This is a genomic window from Nocardia jejuensis NBRC 103114 (assembly GCF_001613145.1).
GTDB lineage: Bacteria > Actinomycetota > Actinomycetes > Mycobacteriales > Mycobacteriaceae > Nocardia > Nocardia jejuensis.
This window is the reverse complement of the sequence record NZ_BDBU01000035.1, coordinates 63,118-79,490: the sequence shown is the minus strand read 5'-3', so window position 1 is coordinate 79,490 and position 16,373 is coordinate 63,118. Positions and strand designations below refer to the sequence as shown.

Genomic DNA, 16,373 nt, shown 5'->3' with positions numbered 1-16,373 from the left:
AGGGACACAGATGAGTTCATCTCCCCCGTCAGCGCCAGATCCGAGCCTCGGCTCCGGGATCGGCGAGGCCACCAAGACCCGCAAGCAGCGTCGACTGCGTCGGCGCCTGGCCGGCGGTCTGGTTCTTCTGATGGGCCTCGTCGGAGCCGGCTTCGCGGCTGCGGCCCTGACTCCGACGGCGCAGGTCGCGACCGCCCACGAGGACACCTCCGCGCTGATCCGCGAGGGCAAGCAGATCTACGACACCTCCTGCGTCACCTGTCACGGTGCCAACCTGCAGGGTGTCGCGGATCGCGGCCCGAGCCTCATCGGCGTCGGCGAGGCCGCGGTGTACTTCCAGGTCTCCTCCGGTCGTATGCCCGCCGCCCGCAACGAGGCGCAGATCCAGCGCAAGCCCCCGAAGTTCGACGCCCGTCAGACCGACGCCCTCGGCGCCTACATCCAGGCCAACGGCGGCGGCCCGACCGTGCTGCGCGACTCCGACGGCGAGATCGCCCAGGAATCGATCATCGAGGGAGCCGACCTCGGCCGCGGTGGCGAGCTGTTCCGCATGAACTGCGCGTCCTGCCACAACTTCACCGGCAAGGGTGGCGCGCTGTCCTCGGGCAAGTTCGCGCCCCCGCTGGATCAGGCCAGTGAGCAGCAGCTGTACCTGGCGATGCTGACCGGCCCGCAGAACATGCCCAAGTTCTCCGACCGGCAGCTCTCGCCGGAGGAGAAGAAGGACATCGTCGCGTACATCAAGGACCGCATGGAGACCAAGTCCGAGGGCGGCTACGGCCTCGGCGGCTTCGGCCCCGCGACCGAGGGCCTGGCGATCTGGATCATCGGCATCGTGGTGCTGGTGGGATCGGCTATGTGGATCGGCTCGCGGTCATGAGGTCGTCAGGCGCGGAGGCGGCAGCGCAGCGTAACCACGTAGCGCTCGGCCTCATGACCGAATGGATACAGTCATGAGTGAACAGGAGCGAAACAGCATGGGGGACAACCCCACCGGGGAAAACCTCACCGACGAGCAACTCGACGCCATGTCGCGGGACGAGCTCGTCGCCCTCGGCACCAAGTTGGACGGCGTCGACGTCGCCTACCGCGCGCCGCGCTGGCCGGTCCCGGGCACCCGGGCCGAGAAGCGCGCCGAGCGTCAGGTCGCGATGTGGTTCGCCATCTCGGGTATCGCCGCTGCCGCGCTGATCGGGGTGTTCCTTTTCTGGCCGTGGACCTACAAGGGCCGCAACCAGGACGGCAACGCCGCGTACTCGCTGTACACCCCGCTGGTCGGCATCACGCTCGGCATCGCCGTGCTGGCCATCGGCATCGCGGTCGTGCTGATCCGCAAGAAGTTCATCCCGGCCGAGATCTCCATCCAGGACCGCCACGACGGCCGGTCCCCGGAGGTCGATCGCCGGACCCTGGTCGCCGAGCTGACCGACGCGCTGGACACCTCCACGCTCGGCCGCCGCAAGCTGATCACCCGCACCGCGGGCCTCGGCGTGGGCGTGCTCGGCGTCGGCGCGCTGCTCGTCTTCGTCGGCGGTCTGGTCAAGAACCCGTGGGCCAAGGGCGACAAGTCGCCGCTGTGGGTCTCGGGCTGGACCCCGGACTACGAGGGCCAGACCATCTTCCTGCGTCGCGACACCGGCCGCCCCGAGGACATCGTCCTGGTCAAGCCGGAAGATCTGGACGCCGGCGCGATGGAGACCGTCTTCCCCTGGAAGGAAGAATGGCGCGGTGACGAGCACGAGACCCTCCAGTCTCTGCGCGGTATCCGCAACGCGGTCATGCTGATTCGCCTGCGCACCAAGGACGCCGAAGGCGCCATCAAGCGCAAGGGCCAGGAGAGCTTCAACTTCGGCGATTACTTCGCCTACTCGAAGATCTGCACCCACCTGGGCTGCCCCACGTCGCTGTTCGAGCAGCAGACCAACCGGATCCTCTGCCCCTGCCATCAGTCGCAGTTCTCGGCGACCGAGTGGGGTAAGCCGATCTTCGGTCCCGCCGCCCGCGCGCTGCCGCAGCTGCCGATCACCGTCAACTCCGAGGGCTACCTGGTCGCAGTCCACGACTTCATCGAGCCCCTCGGACCGGCCTTCTGGGAGCGTCGTTCATGAGTCCTAGCAAAGCGGCCACGCAGGCCAATGAACTGGACGAGCGCTACCGCGGCGCTACGTTCCTCAAGCGCTCGATCAACAAGGTCTTCCCGACCCACTGGTCGTTCCTGCTGGGTGAGGTCGCGCTCTACGCGTTCATCATCCTGCTGCTGTCGGGTGTGTACCTGACGCTGTTCTTCGATCCGTCCATGAGTGAGACCGTCTACAACGGCGTGTACCAGCCGCTGCGCGGCGTCACCATGTCGCGGGCCTACGAGACCTCGCTCAACATCTCCTTCGAGGTGCGCGGCGGTCTGTTCGTCCGTCAGGTGCACCACTGGGCGGCACTGCTCTTCGCGGCGTCGATCATCATTCACCTGTTCCGCATCTTCTTCACCGGCGCGTTCCGCAAGCCGCGTGAGGCGAACTGGGTGATCGGCTCGCTGCTGCTCATCCTGGCGATGTTCGAGGGCTTCTTCGGCTACTCGCTCCCGGACGACCTGCTCTCGGGTACCGGTCTGCGCGCGGCGTTCTCGGGCATCACCATCGGCGTGCCGGTGATCGGCACCTGGCTGCACTGGCTGATCTTCGCCGGTGACTTCCCGGGCACGATCATCATCCCGCGCCTGTACATCGCGCACGTGCTGCTGCTTCCGGGCATCATCCTGGCGCTGATCGGTGCGCACGTCGCGCTGGTCTGGTACCAGAAGCACACCCAGTTCCCCGGACCGGGCCGCACCGAGAAGAACGTCGTCGGCGCGCGCATCGTGCCGGTGTTCGCCTCGGATCAGGGCGCGTTCTTCGCCTTCACGCTCGGCGTGGTCGCCCTCATGGGTGGCGTGCTGCAGATCAACCCGATCTGGAACCTGGGTCCGTACAACCCGTCTCAGGTCTCCGCGGGTTCGCAGCCGGACTTCTACATGATGTGGACCGATGGCATGGCCCGCCTCATGCCGCCGTGGGAGCTCTACTTCTGGGGTCACACGGTTCCGGCCGCGTTCTGGGTCGCGCTCATCATGGGTCTGGTGTTCACCGTCCTGGTGATCTACCCCTGGATCGAGAAGCGCCTCACCGGCGACACCGCGCGGCACAACATCCTGCAGCGTCCTCGCGACGTGCCGGTCCGTACCGCCATCGGCGCCATGTCCATCGCCTTCTACCTGGTGCTGACCCTGGCCTGTGTGAACGACATCCTGGCGCTGAAGTTCAACATCTCGTTGAACGCCACCACCTGGATCTTCCGCATCGGCCTGCTGGTGCTGCCGCCGCTCGCGTACTTCGCGGCGTACCGGTTCTGCCTGGGTCTGCAGCGCAGCGACCGCGCGGTGCTCGAGCACGGCATCGAGACCGGTGTCATCAAGCGCCTGCCGCACGGTGAGTACATCGAGATCCACCAGCCGCTGGGACCGGTCGATTCGCACGGCCACCCGATCCCGCTGGAGTATCAGGGCGCCCCGGTGCCCAAGAAGATGTCCAAGCTGGGTCTGGCCGGCAAGCCCGGTACGGGTTCCTTCCTGCGGGCCGACCCGCACAACGAGATCGAGCAGAACGCCGAACTCGCGCACAAGGAAGAGCACGACATGCTGAAGGCGCTGGAAAGCGCTCAGAACGAAGCCCGTGGCTCGGAGAACTCCAGCCACTGAGGGTGAACAACCGGAAGGCCCCGAGTCGTTTTCGACTCGGGGCCTTCTTGTGTTCGAGGGGGTTCGGGTTTTCTGCGCGCAGGGGTTGAAACGGAACGGATCATTCTGCTACTCTTTGAACAGAACAAAACATTCCGTTCCAACAGGGAGAATCTCATGAACGCCACCGTCCGCCCCTTCCTCATCGACGTTCCGCAGGCGCAGCTCGACGATCTGGCCGAGCGGCTGCGCAAGGCGCTCTACCCGAACGAGCTGGCCGGGGTCGGTGACTCGTACGGCGTTCCCGGCGATCGGGTGCGGGCCCTCGCGGAGTACTGGCTGAACGAATTCGACTGGCGGGCACTGGAAGCCAAGCTCAACGCCTACCCGCAGTTCACCGCCGAGATCGACGGGGAGGACATCCACTTCCTGCACGTGCGATCCTCGCGGGAGGACGCGCTGCCGGTGGTGCTCACCCACGGCTGGCCCGGCTCGGTGCTGGAGTTCCTGGACGTCATCGAGGCGCTCACCGAACCCGAATCCGCCGATCAGCCCGCCTTCCACCTGGTCATCCCGTCGCTGCCGGGCTTCGGCTTCTCCGGCCCGACCCGCAGCACCGGCTGGAACCGCTACCGCACCGCCCGCGCCTGGGCGGAGCTGATGAGCCTGCTCGGCTACGAGCGCTACGGCGCCATCGGCAACGACGCCGGCTCCATGATCGCCCCCGAACTCGGGCGCATCGCCCCGGATCGGGTCGCGGGAGTCCATGTGACGCAGCTGTTCTCGTTCCCGTCCGGCGACCCGGCCGAATTCGAGGGCATGTCGGGGGAGGACATGGCGGCGCTGGGGCACCTGCAGTGGTTCCACGAGAACAAGATGGCGTTCAACACCTTCCTGAGCCAGCAGCCGCAGACCATCGCCTACGCGCTGAGCGACTCGCCGCTGGGGCTGCTCGGCTGGAACGTGCAGCTGATGGGCGAGAGCCTGGACGACGAGTTCGTCATCGGCAACGTCGCGCTGTACTGGCTCACCGGGACCGCCGGATCCTCGACCCGGTTCTACTACGAGGACGCGCACGCCACCGAGCACCCGAGCGAGCCGACCACCGTGCCGACCGGACTGGCCATGTTCAAGGGTGACTTCCAGTCCATCCGGCGGTTCGCCGAGCGGGATCACAAGAACATCGTGAGCTGGAACTCGTACGACATCGGGGTGACCGGAGGCGGGGCGAACGATGCGGCGGGGCACTACGCGGCGCACGAGGCGCCGCAGGTGCTGGTCGCGGATATCCGGAAGTTCTTCGCGCAGTTGGGTTGAGCGGTCTACCTCTCACCGGAGCAAGCGGGAACATCGGTGGGGACCACACCCGCCATGCGCCGGCCGCGGCCCGTCCCGGGGGAATGAGCCGAAATCCAACTCGCCGTGGTGGCGTCGGTACTCGTACTCCGGGTATCGCCGCACACCATTCCTTGCTCATTACGGGGCGGTTCCGTTCATATCGGATCCCACAACGGGTTCGACATGATCCGTTATCGCTGAGGTGGGCAGAACTACGGGCCCCGGCCTCTCTGGGGTGCTCGGTTCTGTGACCGCGGCGGCGGCTTCGGCGCGGGCGGCCCAGGCGAGCCAGGAGCCGGCGCTGAGGCGGGGTTCGGCGTAGCCGTCGGTGGTGCGGACTATTCGGGTGCCGGGTTGTTCGAGCCAGCGGGTCAGGAGGGAGGCCTCTTCCGGGAGGGCTCCTCGCAGTGGGGGATAGGAGGGGGCGTTCGCCGGGGTGGGGTTGTTCGCTGTGGACGGGGAGTGGGGGACGGGGGTCGGGATCACCGTTTCGGCGGCGGCGACCAGGTGCTCGACGACGAGCATGGGGGAGGTGCCGCGGCGGGCGGTGCCGGCGGCGGCGAGGCGGGCGTGGCGGATGATCGCGAACTCCCAGCCGCCCGCGCCGTCGGGGTGGGCGGCGACGAGTTCGGGGATGCGGGCCAGGGCGGTGAGGCGCTGAGTGCGGCGCAGCGCCTTGATGACGGTGAGGGTGCGGTCGCGCAGGCGGGCGGCGGCTTCGAAATGCTCTGCGGTGGAGAGTGTTTCGAGTTTGTCTCGAATCTCGTGCAGCAGGGCGTCGCTCTCGCCGGAGAAGAGGGCGCGCACGGCCGTGGGGACCGGTTCGTACTCCTCTATATATAGGGGTGCGTTGTGAGTGCTCGCGGGGCAACCTCCGACGATGGCCGGCGGGCATTCGTGGCGGCCGGATCGGGGGATGCGGGTCGTGCAGGTGCGCAGGCCCGCGGTCTCGGCGACGGTGGCCGCCACCTCGAGGGCGTCGGCGCGGGAGGTGAAGGGGCCCAGGGCATCTCGGGTCGGTGAGCGGGAGACGGTGAAACGGGGGAAGGGCTCGTCGGTGAGGGTGAGCCACCAGGCGCGCTGCGGGAACTTCGAGCGGCGGTTGTACGGCGGGGTGTGCGCGAGCAGCAGACGCAGTTCGCGCACACCGGCTTCCAGCCCGTGCGCGCACTCGACGTGATCGACCCGGGTGGCCAGCTGCACCATCTCGCGGATGCGGGGACGGGTGTCCGATCCGGTGAAGTAGTTGCGAACGCGGCGGCGAAGATTCACCGCGGTTCCTATATATAGGACTTCATCGGAGGGGCCCCGGAACAGATACACGCCGGGAGTGGCCGGAAGATCGGTCGCGATAACCCGTTTGGCGCGTTGGCGGCGGGTCACCTCGGGCAGATAGTCCAGCAGCTCGGTGAGACTGTGCACGCCCTGATTGCCGACCCGGGCGATGAGCGCGTGCAGGACGTCCACCGTCGCGCGGGCGTCGTCCAGCGCGCGGTGCGTGGGCCGGGTCTCCGAGCCGAGGATCTGCGCCAGCATCTCGAGCTTCACCGAGGGCGCTTCGTCGCGGGTGAGCACCCGCCGCGCCAGCTGCACCGTGCACAGCACCTGGAAAGCGGGCCACGCGGTCTCGCACCGGGCCGCGGCCGCGCGCAGGAACCCGGTATCGAATCGGGCGTTGTGCGCGACCAGCACCGCCCCGGCGGCGAACTCCAGGAATCCGGGCAGGACCGCCTCGATATTCGGAGCGTCCACCAGCATGGCGGTGGTGATCCCGGTGATCTGCACGATCTGTGGCGGGATGGCCCGGCCCGGGTTGATCAACGTCGCGAACTCGCCGAGCACCTCCCCGCCGCGCACCTTGACCGCGCCGATCTCGGTGATGGAGTCGCCATCGGGGCTGGTCCCGGTGGTTTCGAGGTCGACGACCACGAATGTCGTGTCGTAGAGCGGGGTTTCGAGCTCGTCGAAGGCCAACTGGTGGGGCACGGCCTGCAAGCGTAGGGCGGGGGTCCGACAAGACGGCCGGATCGGACCGCCGCGACGCTCTCCCGGTCACGACACGGAAACTTGATATGCCGATGTGGAATATCGACCTGGGGAAATGTCCGTATATCGAATCGAGATTCTCGAGATGAAATCTCCGAATTGCGCGGATATGCAAGAATGTGACCAGGGTCACAGTGATTCATAAAATGAATCAATTCGGGCAGGGCGCTTGATCAGTTCGGGCGGGCTGTTGCCGTGTGCTGTCAAGCTCTCGGGCGGTTGGGCGTGTCGGTGGCGACCCGTGCTCCGGCCCAGGTCGCCGAGGATGGTGTCGACCAGGTGTTATGTGCAATTCGCCCAGGCGGGGGCGGCCTTCGCGGCCCGTTTGCTACTGGCGGGTAGCCGCCGGGAAGCTCCCGGCGAATCGGGCGCTGTTATCGTTTCGTGATTGCTGTGACGTTAGTCGCACCGAAATGTCGCCGCGTAACAATTTCCGGCCATGCCGCGTTGGTCGCGGCTTTACAAACCACCGTTATCGGCTCGTAATCTTCCTGAGACCTCGCGGAGTCCGACGCACCAAACCGGTGCGGCGTCGCGGGGCAGATTGGAAGTACCTCACCATGGCGACAAACACCGTCAAGCGGGCCATCTCGGCCGGCGCCGTCGGCGCTGCCACGCTGAGTGCGCTGCTGCTGCCCGCCACTCCCGCGTCGGCGCAGCCGGTGACCGTCCCCGGCGTCGGAACCTTCGACGTGCCGGATGCGATTCAGATCCCCGCCGGGATTCCCGGTGCGCCGACCTCGATCCCGATTCAGATTCCGGCGATCCCCGGCGTCGAGGTGCCCGCCCCGGCACCCGCCGCCCCGCAGAACAACGTGCACCAGCAGGCCGTCGACGCCGCGCTGAGCCGCGTCGGCGACCCGTACGTGTACGGCGCCTCGGGCCCGAACGCCTTCGACTGCTCCGGCCTGATGCAGTGGTCCTACGCGCAGGCCGGTGTGAGCCTGCCCCGCACCAGCTACGACCAGGCGAACGCCGGCACCCCGGTGTCGATGGACCAGCTCGAGCCCGGCGACGTCGTGTCCTTCTACGGCGGCAGCCACTCCGGCATGTACATCGGCGACGGAAATGTCGTGCACGCCTCGACCTCCGGCCAGCCCGTGAAGGTCGCGCCGATCTCCTCGATGCCGTTCGCAGGCGCTGTGCGTCCCTGAAGTTCCCGAAACGCAGGTCTCTGACCTGCGAACGAAGCGGCGACCGTAATGATTCCGTGTCCTACTGGACACGAGCGGTCGCCGTTTCGTAATCTTATCGAGACCTTCTTTTCCAACCGGGGTAAGAGAACGGGCAGTGGTGAATGAACCGCATGGCAACGACGGCAGCGCATAAGCGGGACAACCGCACGACGCGAATCGTGGGCGGCGCGCTCACGGTCGGAGCCATAGTCATCGGTACCTGCGGGGTCGGACCCGCGACAGCCGATCCGGCCGCAGCACCGGCCACTGCTGGGGAAGCAGTGCAGCGGCTGATCGACCTGTCGCGGGAGTCCGAACAGCTCAACCAGCAGGCCCTCGACGCCCAATCTGACCTCGACGCCAAGGTCGCCGTGGCGGACTCCGCCGATCGCAAGGCGGCCGACGCGGCCGCCGTGCTCGACGGAGCCCGCTCGGAGATCAAGCGCTTCCAGCCGGTCATCGACCGCGCCGCCAGTTCGGCTCTGCTGGGCAGTCGCACCAACCGCCTCACCTCGCTGCTGGTGAGTAGCTCGCCGCAGCAGCTGCTCGATCAGATGTCCATCGTGGATCTGGTCGGCACCCGCACCAATGATCAACTGAGCCAGTACAAGACGGTCAGCGACGCGGCCACCGCCGCCGAGACCGCCGCCCGCACCGCCGCCGACGTCGCGCGCTCGGCCAGCGACAAGGCGAACTCGGTCCGCACGGATCTCGAGACCAAGCGTTCGGCGCTGCAGGGCGCGATGGCGGGCGTCATCGCCGCCTGGGGCCAGCTGTCCGCCGGAGACAAGTCCGCTCTGGCCGGCTCCATGTTCCCGCCCGGCTTCAATCGCGACACCCTGCTGCAGGGCCTGGTTCCCGGCAGCGGCACGAGCGCGCTCGCCGCCGGGCTCACCCGCGTCGGCGCACCGTACGTGTGGGGCGCGGTCGGTCCCGACCAGTTCGACTGCTCGGGTCTGGTGCAGTGGGCGTTCCATCAGGTCGGCAAGAACGTCCCGCGCACCAGCCAGCAGCAGTCCACGTACGGCACCCCGGTGGCGGAGAAGGATCTGCAGCCCGGCGATGTGGTGTTCTTCTACTCCGATATCTCGCACGTCGGCATCTACGCGGGCAACGGTCTGATGCTGCACGCCTCCACCTTCGGCATCCCGGTGCAGGTCGCGCCCATGGGTTCCTCCCCGTTCAATTCCGCTCGTCGGTTCTGACCGGCCTCCGGCATGGCTGAACTCGACGAAGTCGGCGTGCGGAACCACCGGGGACCTGCGAAAGGCCGCGGTCCCGACCACGTAGGGTGCTGGGGCATGTCCCAGGGACTCCTATCCCGCCCGGCGGGATCGCGATGAGCGGACTGGTCCGGATGCGCGGCTGGCTGGCGGCTCGTCGCCGCTTCCAATTCGTCCTCACCCTGGTCATGGTGACCACGCTGACCGCCGCCTGCGGTGCGCTGCTCATGCTGCCGAACTCGGTGCTGCCCAAGATCCGGGCGGTGGTTCCGGGGTCCGACAGCGCCCTCGCGTCGGCGTCCGATCCGCAGTTGCCGGGACTTCGCCGGATCATGGATTCCTACGGCAAGATCGTCGCCGAACCGGTCTCCACCGGCGCGGGCCGCATCGGCATCGTGCTCGGTCATCCCGGCCGCGTGAGCGACGTGGAGCTGCTCTCGGGCGAACTCGCCGCCGCCACGCTCGCGGTCAGCGCGCTCTGGGGTACCGACTGGTCCCAGGCTCCGGTGGTCGTGGTCGCTTCCAGCCCAGCCGAATTCGCCGCCCTGACCAATTCCACCGGTCTCGTTCCCGCCGAAGTGGCGGCCGCGACGGTGTCCGATGCCTTCCATCCCGGTGCGCGCCCCACCGGCCAGCGGGTCGTGTTCGGCTCGGAGGCCGGGCAGCGCCTGGGCCCGGACGGCATGCGCGCGGTCCTGCGTCACGAACTCACCCATGTGGCCACCCGCGCGGTCACCGTCGACGGTTCTCCACAGTGGATGCTCGAGGGTTTCGCCGAGTACGCCGCCCATCGCGGCATGCAGCGGCCGTTCGCCGAGGTCGCCCCGACCCTGACCACGCGCGCCCGCGCCGGTGATCTTCCGGCGGACTTCCCGGCGGACGCCCTGTTCGACCCCGCCGGCGGCCAGGCCGCGTACGCGTACGAACAGGCCTGGGCCGCATGCGCTTTCCTGGCCGATCAATACGGCGACCCGGCTCTGGTGAACCTCTACCGCCTGATGGCGAGCGGTCCGAAGGATCGCGCCGCGGTGGAGGGCATCGTCCGCACCGCCCTGAACGCGGAGTATCCGGACCTGATCGCCCGATGGCGGGTCTGGATCGGCTCCCGCGCGGCCGAGGGCATCTGAGCGCGACTCCCGCCGATCCGACCCGGTCCGCGCCACGCCGACTTCGCTGGTGCGAGGTTTCGGGGCGAACAGCTGGCCGGGAGCCGGTGCGATAGGTTTACCGCATGGGGCGAACGCTGCTGGTTACCAACGATTTCCCGCCACGACCGGGTGGTATCCAGTCCTATCTGCATGCTCTGGCGCTGCAGCTGCCGCCGGACGAACTGGTGGTCTACGCCCCGCGCTGGCGCGGCGACAGCCACTGGAAATTCGATGCGGAACAGCCCTTCCAGGTGGTCCGCCATCCCACCACGCTCATGCTGCCCACCCCGCTGGTGCTGCGGCGCGCGGCCAAACTGCTGCGTGATGAACAGTGCGATCGGGTCTGGTTCGGGGCCGCGGCGCCACTGGCGCTCATGTCGCCCAAGCTGCGCAAGGCCGGAGCCGAGCGGATCATCGCCTCCACACACGGTCACGAGGTCGGCTGGTCCATGCTGCCCGGCTCGCGCCAAGCCCTGCGGGTGATCGGTGACAGCACCGACGTGGTGACCTATGTCAGCAAGTACACCCGGGGCCGGTTCGCCTCGGCCTTCGGCGCGCAGGCCGCGCTCGAATATCTGCCGCCCGCCGTCGATTCGGAGGTGTTCACACCCGATCCGGCCGCGCGCGCGGAACTGCGCACCCGCTACGGCCTCGGTGACCGGCCCACCATCCTGTGCCTGTCGCGCCTGGTCCCGCGCAAGGGCCAGGACGCACTCATCGTGGCGCTGAAGGGAATTCGCGAGAAGATCGACGGCGCGACGCTGGTCATCGCGGGCGGCGGCCCGTACGAGCAGAAGCTACGCCAGCTCGCCCAGTCCCTGGAGGTCGAGCAGCACGTCGTGTTCACCGGCCGGGTGCCCGCGAGCGAGCTGGCCGCGCACCACACGCTCGCCGACGTCTTCGCCATGCCGTGCCGCACCCGGGGATTCGGCCTGGATGTCGAGGGTCTGGGCATCGTGTTCCTGGAGGCGTCGGCCTCGGGCGTCCCGGTCGTCGCGGGCGATTCGGGTGGCGCGCCCGAGACGGTGCGCGAAGGGGAGACCGGCCGGGTGGTGAACGGCCGTTCCACCGCGTCCATCACCGACGCGATCGTCTCGATCCTGTCCGATCGCGATGCCGCCGCAGCCATGGGAGCGGCCGGTCGGTCCTGGGTACAGCACCAGTGGCGCTGGGATCTCATGGGCGCGCGCCTGCGGGAACTGCTCGATGCCAACGTGGAAACGAGCCACAGCTGACTCTGAGCTAGGCTCAGCCGCGTGAGCAGTATCCAGGTTGCCGACCAGACCTTCGTCGCCGCGCCGGGCACGGCCGTGGCCGAGGTGCTGGCTGATCGTGCCCGCTGGCGCCGGTGGTGGCCGGATCTGTCCCTCGACGTGCGGGAAGACCGGGCCGACAAGGGAATTCGCTGGACCATCAGCGGTGCCTCGACCGGCACCATGGAGGTCTGGCTGGAACCGATGCTGGACGGGGTCATCCTGCACTACTTCATGCACGCCGAACCGAAGGGCCTCGAACGCATGTCGGTGCGCGACCTGATGGCCGCCAACCGCACCCGGCGCGTCGCGGGCAAGAAGATGGCCTTCGAGATCAAGGCCCGCCTCGAAGCCGGCCGCAAAGCCGGCGTCGCACCTGCCGCACTCTAGGAAAGGAAGCGTTGTCACCCATGGCCGATCGCACTCAACGGTCGATCGTGATCGACGCCCCCTCGGATCGAGTGATGGCCGTCATCGCCGACGTGGAGTCGTATCCGGAATGGGTCGCCGCGGCCCGCTCGGTCGAAGTCCTGGACAAATTCCCCGACGGACGGGCTCGCAACGCCCGCTTCGTGCTCGACGCGGGCGTCGTGAAGGACACCTACACGCTGTCCTACACCTGGCGTCCCGACGGCAAGGCCGTGAGCTGGACCCTGGTCTCGGGTGACCTGCAGAAGGCGCAGGACGGCACCTACGAACTGATCGCGCTGCCCGACGGCGGCACCCAGGTCGTCTACGAACTGACGGTGGACCTGAACATTCCGATGATCGGCATGTTCAAGCGCAAGGCCGAGAAGGTCATCACCGACACCGCGTTGAAGGAACTCAAGAAACGGGTCGAAGGCTGACCGCGAGCGGTTCCGAACCGCCGCGGCCCTCCACCCGGGTGGAGTTGTTCATCGGCAAGGGCGGGGTGGGGAAGACGACTCTGGCGTGCGCGACGGCCATCGCGTACGCGCGCTCGGGGCAGCGGGTTCTGCTGGCCTCGCTGGATCAGGCGCATTCGCTCGGTGACGCACTGGGATTCCGGTTCCGGCGCGCGGCGGGCGCGGTGCCCGAGGTCGCCTCGGTGCAGACCGGACTCGATGTGATCGAGGTGGATTCGCTTGCGCTGCTGGAGGATCGGTTCCGGCAGGTGCTGCTCATGGTGTCCGGCGCCGGTCAGGAGCACGGAATCGACCTGGGCGCACTGGATCCCGCCGAACTGACCGGCCTGCCCGGGGTGCAGGAGCTGCTCGCGCTGCTGGAGATCACGCAGTTCACCAAGGATTCGCGCTGGGACGTGATCGTGGTGGACTGCCCGCCCTCGGCGGACATGCTGCGCATCATCACCGCGCCGGACACTCTGCTCGGCTACCTGGAGCGGGTCTGGCCCGCGCACACCCGCGCGCTGTCGGTGGGCATCGATCTGCGCCGCGCGGTGCTGTCGGTCGCGGTGGAGCAGATCGTGGACACCGTGACCGAGGCACGTGATCTGCTCGCGGACACCGCCCGCACCAGCGCCCGCCTGGTCACGGCCGCCGAACACGTCGCCATCGCCGAATCCGCGCGGGTGCGGTCGGCGGCCGCGTTGCTCGGGCTGCGCCTGAGCGCGATCCTGGTGAACAAGGTGCTGCCGGAGGTTCCGCCGCCCGATCCGGGGTATGGCGACGGGCAGGCGCCGCATCCCGCGGTGCAGTGGTATTTCAACCGGCGCGGGGAACAGATCGACGTGATCGCCGAACTACGCAAGCGCATGCGCGGTATTTCCGTGCAGGTCGTCGGGCACGCCGGACCCGAGCCGGTGGGTTTGAGCTCGCTGTCGGCACTGTCCTATGCCGTCGATGCGAGTGGTGACTGGGTCGGATCGGGTCCGGTACTTATGCTTGGCACAGATGCGGACGGTGTGCTGCCCACCTCGTCCGGGCCGATGGTGCGGCTCGAGTCCGGGGCCGGCGTGCATTCCGTTTTCGCCATGCGGATGCATCTGCCCGTGGTCGATCCGTCGACCCTGCAGCTGGGACGAGTGGAGGACGATTTGATCGTGGGAGCGGACGGGGTCAGGCGGCGCTTGCGGCTGGCGCCGGTATTGCGGCGGTGCACGGTCGATGCCGCCGAACTCGACGGCGAGCAATTGGTGATCCGATTCCGGCCCGACCCGCAGGTCTGGCCGCAATGACCAGTTCCCATCAGCCTCCCTTCGGCCACCCCGACGACAATCTGGGCGAATTCGCCGAGGAACTGCGCCTGCTCGCGGAGGCCGTACTCGAGCGCGTCGAACCGGTGTTGCGCCGCACCGCCTCCGACGGTCGCGCCGAATGGAACAACTGCAGCTGGTGCCCGGTCTGCGCGGCCGCGGCCATCGTGCGCGGTGAACACCACGATGTGGTCGCGGCGATCGCCGATCACGGCACCGCCATCGTCACGGTGCTGCGCGAGGCGCTCGCCGGAGTGCCGGTCGCCCCGGTGATTCCACCGGACCTGGATCCGGACTCGGCGGAATACCATGCGTGGCTGCACAATTCGTACGGCTACGGAAGCACCGCGGCGAGCCGCGAGGACGGCACCGCGGCGAGCCGCGAGGACGGCACCGCGGCGAGTCGCGAGGGCAGTACCGCGGCGAGCGGCGAGGACTGGAACGACGAACGGGACGGGCACTCGCCGCCGGAAGGTGCACCGGAGTCGGAGTCTGCGGACTTCGAGTCGCGCGGTGAGCAATTCGCCGGCGGCGCGGCCCAGACCTCCAGCGTCGCTGCCGGTCTCAGCGCCTTGATCGCGCGCTTCGTCGCCGGTGCCCAGGGCCGCGGGACCGCGGGTGCGTCCCAGACCCACCGCCACTTCGGCGCCACCGAGCAGGAGGACCCGCTCGGCCGCGGTCCGGGCGCCGCGCGGGACCCGGCTTCCGGCCCGTCGGGCCCCGGCTCGGCGGATCGCGCGGGCGACGACGCGGGCGTGAACGACTCGGGTGCGGGATCGGGTTCCGAGTCGTCCGACCAGGTGGGTGATGCCGCCCGGCCGAAATCGTCCGGCCGCGCCGGGTTCTTCGGAGCCCGAGGCCGTTCGACCGGGCACGCGTCCGATGCCGGGCCCTTCGATGATTCGGCCGCTTCCGAGCCGGGCCGCCCGGCGGCTCAGCCTTTCGGTCCGCCGATCGGCGGACCCGTGGCCGATGTACCCGCTCCGCCGCCGCCCGGAACTTCCGGGCGCGCCGGATCGCGATCGGACAGGCAGAGCGGACCGGAAGCCGCTGCCGCCTCGCGTGCCGGTCGCGGTGGTAAGCCCGCCCGGGGTGTGGTCAAGCCCGGGTATATCCCCATCAACGTCACCATCAAGGCATGACGGGCGGTGCTGACGTGCCTCTGACAGTCGGAATCGATGTGGGCGGCACGAACATTCGTGCGTCGGTGGTCGACGGTGAGGGCGAGGTCCTCGATACCGTGACCGCCTCCACCCCGCGCTCGGCCCGGTCCCTGGAGGACGGGCTCGCGCGGGTGGTGCGGGAATTGTGCGGGCGGCACCCGATCAGCGGGGTCGGACTGGCGGTGGCCGGTTTCGTCGACGAGGACCGGGCGACGGTGCGGTTCGCTCCGCATCTGCCGTGGGAGGACGCGCCGGTCGCGCAGCGTCTCACCGATCGTCTGGGCCTGCCGGTGATCCTGGAGCACGACGCGAATGCCGCGCTGTGGGCCGAGTACCGTTTCGGCGCGGCGGCCGGGGGTCGCAATGTCGTGCTCGTCGCGATCGGCACCGGGATCGGCGCGGCGCTGCTGACGGGCGGTCAGCTCTACCGGGGCAGCTACGGCGTCGCGCCCGAACTCGGTCATCTGCAGGTGGTGCCGAACGGTCGCGCCTGCCCCTGCGGCAAGCGCGGCTGCTGGGAAAGGTATTGCAGCGGAACGGCTCTGGTGGACACCGCGCTCGAGTTGCTCGCCACCGATCCGCAACGTTCCAAGGTGCTGGCCCGCGATGCGCTGCGCGATCCGGGCTCGCTCACCGGCCGCCGCGTCGCGGGTGCGGCGCAGGACGGTGATCCGGTCGCGGTCGAGGTGATGGCGGAGTTCGCGCGCTGGCTCGGGCTCGGCCTGGCCTTCGTGAGCGACCTGTTCGACCCGGATCTCATCGTGGTGGCGGGCGGCGTCAGCAGTTCGGCGGGGCTGTTCCTGGACGAGGCGCGGGAGCACTACTCCGCCTCGATCACCGGTGCGCGGCATCGTCGCCTCGCGCGCATCCGCACCGCGCAACTGGGTGAGGCCGCCGGGATGATCGGCGCGGCCGAGCTCGCCCGCGCGGCCCTGGAAGTGCCGCAGGACGCCATGCCGGTCAGCCCCGGCCGCTGAGAAGAGCGTGTCGCGGTTCCCGTCTCGAAAACCGCCCTCCGCCATCGCGACCGGAGGCATACTCGCACGGTGATTTCGTGCGATTCCCGAGATCGGGTGATCGTTCACAAATGGTGGGTAGGCCTTCCTATGAGTGGCTCGTGAACCGTCACAGCCCTCACAGGA

At 68.6% G+C, this 16,373-nt stretch carries 14 protein-coding genes; 13 read left to right on the top strand and 1 reads right to left on the bottom strand.

What is annotated here, in order from left to right:
• Positions 1 to 10 precede the first annotated feature (10 nt).
• The 4 genes from qcrC (at position 11) to NJ1_RS26660 (ending at position 5,026) form a co-directional block, all read left to right on the top strand.
• Positions 11 to 880: a cytochrome bc1 complex diheme cytochrome c subunit gene (gene qcrC, locus NJ1_RS26675; protein ID WP_067699221.1), complete on the top strand. Its 870-nt coding sequence runs from the start codon at positions 11 to 13 to the stop codon at positions 878 to 880.
• A gap of 73 nt (positions 881 to 953) precedes the next feature.
• Entirely contained in the window at positions 954 to 2,108 is a 1,155-nt protein-coding gene (gene qcrA, locus NJ1_RS26670) for a cytochrome bc1 complex Rieske iron-sulfur subunit (RefSeq protein ID WP_067699219.1), read from the top strand.
• Entirely contained in the window at positions 2,105 to 3,730 is a 1,626-nt protein-coding gene (gene qcrB, locus NJ1_RS26665; RefSeq protein WP_067699217.1) for a cytochrome bc1 complex cytochrome b subunit, read from the top strand. Before qcrA ends, qcrB begins: the two co-directional genes overlap by 4 nt.
• Positions 3,731 to 3,886: 156 nt before the next feature.
• Positions 3,887 to 5,026, top strand: coding sequence for an epoxide hydrolase family protein (locus NJ1_RS26660; RefSeq protein WP_067699215.1), 1,140 nt, complete (start codon positions 3,887 to 3,889; stop codon positions 5,024 to 5,026).
• Positions 5,027 to 5,185: 159 nt separating this feature from the next.
• Here the strand turns inward: NJ1_RS26660 and NJ1_RS26655 are convergent, their stop codons facing one another.
• Positions 5,186 to 7,033 carry a DEDD exonuclease domain-containing protein gene (locus tag NJ1_RS26655; protein WP_084478896.1) on the bottom strand — a complete coding sequence of 616 codons (1,848 nt, stop codon included), beginning with the start codon at positions 7,031 to 7,033 and terminating at the stop codon, positions 5,186 to 5,188.
• A gap of 620 nt (positions 7,034 to 7,653) precedes the next feature.
• On the opposite strand from NJ1_RS26655, the gene NJ1_RS26650 reads away from it, so the two are divergent.
• From NJ1_RS26650 to NJ1_RS26610, 9 genes are all read left to right on the top strand, one after another.
• Positions 7,654 to 8,247 (top strand): C40 family peptidase, encoded by a 594-nt coding sequence (locus NJ1_RS26650; RefSeq protein WP_067699214.1) that lies wholly within the window; start codon positions 7,654 to 7,656, stop codon positions 8,245 to 8,247.
• 152 nt (positions 8,248 to 8,399) lie between these two features.
• Entirely contained in the window at positions 8,400 to 9,473 is a 1,074-nt protein-coding gene (locus NJ1_RS26645) for an NlpC/P60 family protein (RefSeq protein WP_067699358.1), read from the top strand.
• A 134-nt stretch (positions 9,474 to 9,607) separates the two neighbouring features.
• Positions 9,608 to 10,618, top strand: a complete 1,011-nt coding sequence (locus tag NJ1_RS26640; RefSeq protein WP_067699212.1) for a hypothetical protein — start codon at positions 9,608 to 9,610, stop codon at positions 10,616 to 10,618.
• A 104-nt stretch (positions 10,619 to 10,722) separates the two neighbouring features.
• Positions 10,723 to 11,874 (top strand): glycosyltransferase family 4 protein, encoded by a 1,152-nt coding sequence (locus NJ1_RS26635; RefSeq protein WP_067699210.1) that lies wholly within the window; start codon positions 10,723 to 10,725, stop codon positions 11,872 to 11,874.
• Between the two features lie 21 nt (positions 11,875 to 11,895).
• The gene (locus NJ1_RS26630; RefSeq protein ID WP_067699208.1) at positions 11,896 to 12,282 is read left to right on the top strand and encodes a polyketide cyclase / dehydrase and lipid transport; all 387 of its coding nucleotides are present in this window, start codon (positions 11,896 to 11,898) and stop codon (positions 12,280 to 12,282) included.
• A gap of 20 nt (positions 12,283 to 12,302) precedes the next feature.
• Entirely contained in the window at positions 12,303 to 12,740 is a 438-nt protein-coding gene (locus tag NJ1_RS26625; protein ID WP_067699205.1) for an SRPBCC family protein, read from the top strand.
• A 38-nt stretch (positions 12,741 to 12,778) separates the two neighbouring features.
• On the top strand, positions 12,779 to 14,050 hold the full coding sequence (locus tag NJ1_RS26620; RefSeq protein WP_067699203.1) for an ArsA family ATPase: 1,272 nt from the start codon (positions 12,779 to 12,781) through the stop codon (positions 14,048 to 14,050).
• Entirely contained in the window at positions 14,047 to 15,210 is a 1,164-nt protein-coding gene (locus NJ1_RS40675; RefSeq protein ID WP_245717594.1) for a hypothetical protein, read from the top strand. Before NJ1_RS26620 ends, NJ1_RS40675 begins: the two co-directional genes overlap by 4 nt.
• A complete protein-coding gene (locus NJ1_RS26610; protein WP_067699201.1) occupies positions 15,207 to 16,208 on the top strand; it encodes an ROK family glucokinase in 1,002 nt (333 codons plus the stop codon). Before NJ1_RS40675 ends, NJ1_RS26610 begins: the two co-directional genes overlap by 4 nt.
• Positions 16,209 to 16,373: the final 165 nt, after the last annotated feature.

Bases quoted from the DNA above. Each gene is read 5' to 3' on its own strand.
- qcrC (WP_067699221.1), top strand. From the start codon at position 11: ATGAGTTCATCTCCCCCGTCAGCGCCAGATCCGAGCCTCGGCTCCGGG.
- qcrA (WP_067699219.1), top strand. From the start codon at position 954: ATGAGTGAACAGGAGCGAAACAGCATGGGGGACAACCCCACCGGGGAA.
- qcrB (WP_067699217.1), top strand. From the start codon at position 2,105: ATGAGTCCTAGCAAAGCGGCCACGCAGGCCAATGAACTGGACGAGCGC.
- NJ1_RS26660 (WP_067699215.1), top strand. From the start codon at position 3,887: ATGAACGCCACCGTCCGCCCCTTCCTCATCGACGTTCCGCAGGCGCAG.
- NJ1_RS26650 (WP_067699214.1), top strand. From the start codon at position 7,654: ATGGCGACAAACACCGTCAAGCGGGCCATCTCGGCCGGCGCCGTCGGC.
- NJ1_RS26645 (WP_067699358.1), top strand. From the start codon at position 8,400: ATGGCAACGACGGCAGCGCATAAGCGGGACAACCGCACGACGCGAATC.
- NJ1_RS26640 (WP_067699212.1), top strand. From the start codon at position 9,608: ATGAGCGGACTGGTCCGGATGCGCGGCTGGCTGGCGGCTCGTCGCCGC.
- NJ1_RS26635 (WP_067699210.1), top strand. From the start codon at position 10,723: ATGGGGCGAACGCTGCTGGTTACCAACGATTTCCCGCCACGACCGGGT.
- NJ1_RS26625 (WP_067699205.1), top strand. From the start codon at position 12,303: ATGGCCGATCGCACTCAACGGTCGATCGTGATCGACGCCCCCTCGGAT.
- NJ1_RS40675 (WP_245717594.1), top strand. From the start codon at position 14,047: ATGACCAGTTCCCATCAGCCTCCCTTCGGCCACCCCGACGACAATCTG.
- NJ1_RS26610 (WP_067699201.1), top strand. From the start codon at position 15,207: ATGACGGGCGGTGCTGACGTGCCTCTGACAGTCGGAATCGATGTGGGC.